Origin of the sequence: Rhizobium sp. CBN3, assembly GCF_030518245.1 — a bacterium.
GTDB classification, from domain to species: Bacteria; Pseudomonadota; Alphaproteobacteria; order Rhizobiales; family Rhizobiaceae; genus Rhizobium; species Rhizobium aethiopicum_A.
Window position 1 is genome coordinate 1 of sequence record NZ_JAULSE010000057.1, and the last position, 6,124, is coordinate 6,124.

A 6,124-nucleotide genomic window follows, 5' to 3' on the forward strand; every position below is an offset into this window, starting at 1 on the left:
GCAACAAGGTGCCGATCTCGTTGGTGAATTCGGGAGGCGCAACCAGCCCGCCTCCCTGAATGAAGCCGGAAAACTCTAGCATCCGGTGGTCCAACGTTTGGGAGCGGTTCAAGACCGCCGAGGCTCTAATCGCCGCCGGATGAAAATTCAGTGGCAGGTCATTTGAAGGCCAACCACCTACCTTCCTGCCGAACACTGGCAGACCAGAAAACAAGGGGCGCAGCCAATACACGTCGCTTGATCAGTGCTTGTGAGATACGCCGGAGCCAAAGAGGAGCCGTAGTGAGTAGTGAACGCACTGTCATGCAGGTTCCTCCATGTCGCCCCCCCCCGCGCCAAGAACGCTAGGGCACACCCCCGGATTGCTTGATTGCTGGGCAGATTAGCGAAGAATTCCGCCCTATATGAGCCGTTTCAACCGCACTTAAACGCGCGCTACATCTGAATAGGTCTTAATTGTTGTTAAGCCATTATCGACCAGGCCAGTTCCCGCCTCGGCGAGCTTTTGGAGGTTGTCGAAGCCAAATCGATGTACGTCGCGGAGCGTCTTCGAGAGTACTACGAGCCGCCCCGCCGTGAGTAATATCCGACCGAATCCCTCATGGTTCACAGTCAACACCGGTGACGCCATCAGTCCGGACTGCTCCTCTATAGCAAGTGCTACGGCGGCATAGAAGATCTCAAGCCGCCACTGCACCTCTAGGTCAGGTCCCCCGATGAGAGGAATCGCCCTACGCTGCTGCCTCGTCACGATGAAATCACAGAGCAAATCGGTGTCCGATTTCTCTTGCCACAATTCAAAGGTGTCTTGAGCACGCATCAGACGCAAGAGGCACTTAATGAAAGGCGTGGCGAGAGCATCTTTCTCATCTAATCGAGCATTGTTGGGGACAGGGGTGACGTTTGACATCAGTTAAAATCCTCCTGAGTGTTGGATGCGGTTTGACTAAGGGCCACACCCGCTTCCGGTAACACCATCCCTTAAAATGGTGCGGCAGATGGGACCTGTGGCGACGCAACTTGGCCCGGACGAATGACATGGCCCCTCGAAACGGGGCGGCCGCAACAACAACGGCAAGCGGCGGGCAACGCTGGCGGGCTTGACGAAAAGCGCTTCACAAGCGAGATTCCCGTCGCGATAGTCCAGTGGCGGTAGGTTTCGCCGCGAACTCCACCCTCAACCAACCTATTCGCCGCCAGGTGTAAAACCGTGTCTCGGGCTTTCGAATTGAGGATCAGGCGGGGGGTGGAATCAGCTTTTCGAGGTCGACAAGGACAGTGAGAGTATCTTGAGAGGCCGTGTACTTGCCGATCCCCCCTTTTCCGTGCGAACTGATGCAGACCTGCCATGTATTTTCCCTTCAAGGTTCAAATCGACTTCGACCGGACGCCACACGTTCCACCAGGCGATTGCCCGCCGCGTAGTTCTGGGAGTTCAAGACTCATGCCAGTCTCCTCCGCTGAGGTTCGGAACACGGCATCTGTATTGTTTCCAGCTTCTTAGCTAGCCCATGAAGAATTGATCGAGGACAACGTTGTCGTGAACCGGACAAGACGCGGTGGGGATCGAAGAAATGGCATCCCGGTGCAGCGGCGGAAGCCTATTCTCCGGCCACGTCAGCAACAAATGACACCCGCCGAAGCCGCTCCGCTCTCAATTCGCGGATTGGGCGCAATGTCCGGCCGCTTGCCGAGGTGCAGCCGGTCGATCTTCTTTGCTTGGCGATCACAGCGCCTCCCAGTGATGGACTCCGAGACCCGCATGCATCACTGGCTGGAGCTCCCTTCCTCGACAGTTAGCGCCGTCATTTGGGGGAATGCCGCGGGCAAATGGAAAGCGGCATAGGCCCCCGCGACGCCGGCGACAGCTCAACAACGCTCTGAATTTCCACAGTGAACGGCTGTTAGACGTAGCCGGCAAAGGGGAAGCTCACGAAGATCAGATGGCCCTTCAGGGCCGGGTCCTGGTCCGATGCCCACCGGATCGACCGGCCGCAAGGTTTTAGGACCGTTTCAACAACCAGCCCCTGGGCGCCTCGGCGGCGTGTATCTTAAGTTGCCGGCGTGCGTCGGCCGCGTTCACTCTCTATCCGCACCAGAACACGGCACCCGGGGGATCATGCTGCCGGCACGACCTAGCTGGCCGGTACCGTCGGCGCCGGCAAGAGGATGACTGTGGCAGCGGCCGTCATGGAGCAGTGCTGCCTCGGTGTGACCGCTGAGGCGATACTCGCTGTTTCCGGTCATTGCTTAGCACAGGCCGGAAAAGCGTTTCTGGTACCTTAGCGAACGCTCGCGATTTTAGCAGGGACAACGGGACCTGGCGGCAAGCGGACCCCAAACAAGTGCGAAGCAAACCGAATCTTTGGCAACCTCAAAGAGGGTGGAGTCGATACCCTGGGGGTCAAGCGCCCGCGTCGTCGCGGAGCATTGGGCGCGAGGGGTTTGCGGATTCTCGATACGTGATTGGCACATCAGTCGGACCTCAGCCGATCTTCGTGCAAAAGGATCCTTTAAAAATGGGCCCCTTAACGCGTGCCTTGGCATGCTTGCTTGCTGACGAAGTTTAGGTTGAGAATTGAACACCGCTAGTTATTCGCAGGATTGCTCGGCAAACGAACGAGGCGGGGTGGCGTTCCAAGCATGAGCTGGGACAGATAGGGAATGTCGCGCACGCTCCAGCGAACTGCTAGTGCTACGGCAATGATCATCGTCCCGAGAATTCCCGCCGCGCCAGACCTCATTGTGGGAGCCCATTGTTCTCCGTATTGTATCAAATCCATGAGACGGAATACCGTAGCCTGCACCAGGTACAACACGAGCGTGCTCTGCCCCACTTCCACGGCGATAAAGCGAACCACCCGGTTCGAGCGTCCAATTTTCCAGGATTGAAGCAGAATCTCGATCATCACTGCAGAGGCCACTGTCGAGCCAAAAAACATCAGAAGGATATCTTTTGCCGACTGCAGATCCTGGATTAAGGCGAGATTGTTGTAGACATAGGTGTCCTCGCGCCACGCCATGAAGCACAAGCTAGCCGCGATAGAGGCGGACATCATCAGGAGTGGCTTATGATACCGCATTATGCTCGTCCACCAATCTCTCGACTGCGCAAATGAAAATCCCATGCAGAAAAAGGGATAGGTGTACTTTATGAGAGGGAATATAGAAAACGTCACGGGGGCAACTGCGACCAGTATGGATGAGACAAGCAAAGAGCGTGCCGACCCGGAGTTGAAGATCGAAATAAGTTTGACCAAAAGAAAAGAAGCAAACGCAGCCCAGATGAACCAGTATGTGCCGACGAAATCGTGCATGAATTGCAACAGGTTGCCAGGTGCGTCCGGCGGCCGGGGAAACATGAGCAATTTGACTGCCTCCAAAAGGGTGCACCAGAACAGCGTCGGCACCAGGAGCTGCAGCGCGCGATCAGCGATGGCTTGCCTGAACGATTTGCCTAGTAGCCCTGATCTAGAGAGATATCCGCTTATCGCCATAAAGAGAGGCATGTGAAACATGTAGATCGATTTGAAGCATGCCGAATCCCAGAAGCCATCACCCTCGTAAAAGATATATTGTATCAGGTGACCGAAAATCACCAAGACAATGAGTATTCCTTTGGCGAAGTCTAAAGCTAGATCGCGATCGTCGGCCTCTGGCGCCTCAGGCACTGTCTTTCCACCTACAATTCTTGCTCGCATTCTCAACATCTCACGATGCCTACGGGAGCCTTTGAAAGCGGCATTTTCCAACCTCTCGTTCATCATGCAGGCTAATCCAGCTTCCGATCAGCGCTCCGACTTCGGCATGCTGAACGACGGCCAACGGTCATACAATTTGCCTGGGTTCCAAGTTCACAGGGCGACCGTGGCGACTTAGGCCCAGTAGCCGTTTTCGGCGTGTCCATTGGCTGTTTTTCGCCGCAACGTACGCCCCGCCTAAACTCGCTGCCGCGCAACTGCTTGGGCTGCCACGTCGTCGAAATCTTCTAACGGACATTTGCGCGTATGCAAGTAGCGCTGCTTGACTCTGCACTCGGCTATTGTTGCGATTGCATATGATTCTCCATGCCAAACTTGCGCGACACCGTATCAAAAGAACATATTGCCGATTCAATGGCTCCTAGCCGCTGTGGGTATCGTCTATCACCTACCGGCGCTTGGGTGTGGATCGGCACCCCAGCGCAACCCCCCAGACGCTGGAGATTTGCTCCATTAGATCCGCCGCCCAACGTGTCCTATATGGCAGCCTCACCATTGTAAAATTCATGCTCCTAATGACACGCATCTGCGGTATGGATGAGTATCGCGGACCCTTGACAACCTTGAGCGGAAGGTCGGTGAGTATCGCGATACACGAGGCTTTGGCCGCGATCGCCGCCGTTTTGGATCGCCGCCAATGATAGCTGGACGTTGGGCTGCCATTGTCGATCCGTATGCGACGTTTGTCGATACGTCAGAGACGACCGTGGTCCCAATCCGTAGGAAGATCGCAGTAAGCGTCAAGATATGCGGGATGCAACGGCCAGTGTCTGGGGATGCGCTCCCCTGTCAAGGTCGAGACCCCCTCCTCGATCAGTGGCTTTCCCTTTTTGGGATACCTCTCCTTCGGTGGCGAAAGAATGAAACCGGGCTGGATATGTCGCTGGTCATTTCGCGCGATTCAAATTGGCGCAGACTTTGCGGCTCGCTTGACGCGACGATCCCCCTGAGCTGAAGAAGGCCGGCCGCAATAGCGCCGAGCATTGGCGCACATATATAAAGCCAGAGTTGAGAGAGTGCCGCCCCTCCTGCGAAAAGTGCTGGGCCGATCGATCGTGCTGGATTCACAGAAGAACCCGAAACGGTGATACCGCCAAGGTGGATCGCAACTAAGGCAAGTCCAATCGCCAATCGTGCAACAGCGCCGCGTCCAGCCGTGCATTTGAGGAATACAGTTACGAACAGGAACGTGGCGATAAACTCGAATAGGAACGCAGCTCTCCATCCGTAGACTACCCAGCCGGTTTGGGCGAAACCTTCTAGGGTGATATCGTAACCGCCGACCTTGTTCATAGCGATAAGGTAGAGCGTGCCTGCCGCCGCGATAGCTCCTGCACATTGGGCGGAGACATACGCGAGAAAGTCCCACACTCTCAATCGGCGCGACACGAGGAAACCCAGGCTGACCGCCGGATTGAGATGCGCGCCCGAGACTGGGCCAATCGTGTAGGCCATTGCAACCACGGTCGTCCCGAAGGCTAAAGCGACACCCAACAGGCCCACCTCTTGACGCATATAAAGCAATGTGCCGCAGCCGAGGAAGACAAGTGTGAAGGTCCCGAAGAATTCGCAAACATACTTTTTCATTTTTCACTCCATTGATTTGACCCCACGTACTTTTCGGTGTCATCCTCGTGCCGCCAAGCGTTCCGCATGCACCGAACCAATCATCGTGTCAGGTCCCGAAAACCTCCGTAGTTGACTTCAATTGCGTCCTTGTCCGACGAGATCGGCATCAGAGCCTATGGTCAACCAGCGTCACCGATCACCAGCAAACGTCGTACCAAATGAAATATGTTGCGCATCACAGCGATCGCTCTGATGACGTTCGGTCTTAGGTTCGAAAGTGCCGTGAACAGGATAGGCAGGCGAACCGTACCGAGACGTATGGACCCGAGCTGGGCTACGAACAAATCGCCAAGCAGCCCATCCTCAAATTATCGAAACAACGACCCTCTTCATGGCTCCAAGCGGAAGGTGGTGCAAAGCAGGAACCAGGACAAGGGTTGATAAGACCGCCAGGGACGTTCACGAGAAGTCGAGTAACGCCCCTTAGCCACGAACAGGCACATGATCCTTGGCGCGATTTGAAGTCCACGTGAATTCCCTTGTCCCCAGCGCAACCGTCGACATTTCTCGCAAATGTCGGGCATTCGCCACTTTTGTCAGATTTGTCGTGACTGGAACGTTTTGTTCGCCGGTCTCTCCGCCAAATACACATCAACCTGCCCTCAACCCGCCCATCGATAAACGAAAATCATCTTCTTGGCGCGTCGGAGCAGTTGGCATGGTGTTTGCTGATCCCTGGTTACAAGCGGCAGAAAGCAGTCTGCATGATGCCGGTTCATGAAACGAACGGAACG

Annotated in this window: 4 protein-coding genes and 1 pseudogene; all 5 read right to left on the bottom strand. The window is 55.6% G+C overall.

Going from position 1 to position 6,124, the window contains the following annotated elements; translation table 11 throughout:
• A partial coding sequence (locus QWJ46_RS30675; protein ID WP_302756281.1) for a hypothetical protein occupies positions 1-214 on the bottom strand: 214 nt, incomplete at its 3' end.
• A 210-nt stretch (positions 215-424) separates the two neighbouring features.
• Complete coding sequence (locus QWJ46_RS30680) at positions 425-910, bottom strand: NifX-associated nitrogen fixation protein (protein ID WP_004677039.1); 486 nt, start codon at positions 908-910, stop codon at positions 425-427.
• A 281-nt stretch (positions 911-1,191) separates the two neighbouring features.
• Positions 1,192-1,337: pseudogene (gene nifH, locus QWJ46_RS31380) on the bottom strand (nitrogenase reductase); the annotation flags it as partial.
• A 1,251-nt stretch (positions 1,338-2,588) separates the two neighbouring features.
• The gene (gene nolL, locus QWJ46_RS30685) at positions 2,589-3,701 is read right to left on the bottom strand and encodes a nodulation factor fucose acetyltransferase NolL (RefSeq protein ID WP_312038663.1); all 1,113 of its coding nucleotides are present in this window, start codon (positions 3,699-3,701) and stop codon (positions 2,589-2,591) included.
• Between the two features lie 873 nt (positions 3,702-4,574).
• Positions 4,575-5,348 carry an aquaporin gene (locus QWJ46_RS30690; protein ID WP_004677031.1) on the bottom strand — a complete coding sequence of 258 codons (774 nt, stop codon included), beginning with the start codon at positions 5,346-5,348 and terminating at the stop codon, positions 4,575-4,577.
• Between the last annotated feature and the right edge of the window lie 776 nt (positions 5,349-6,124).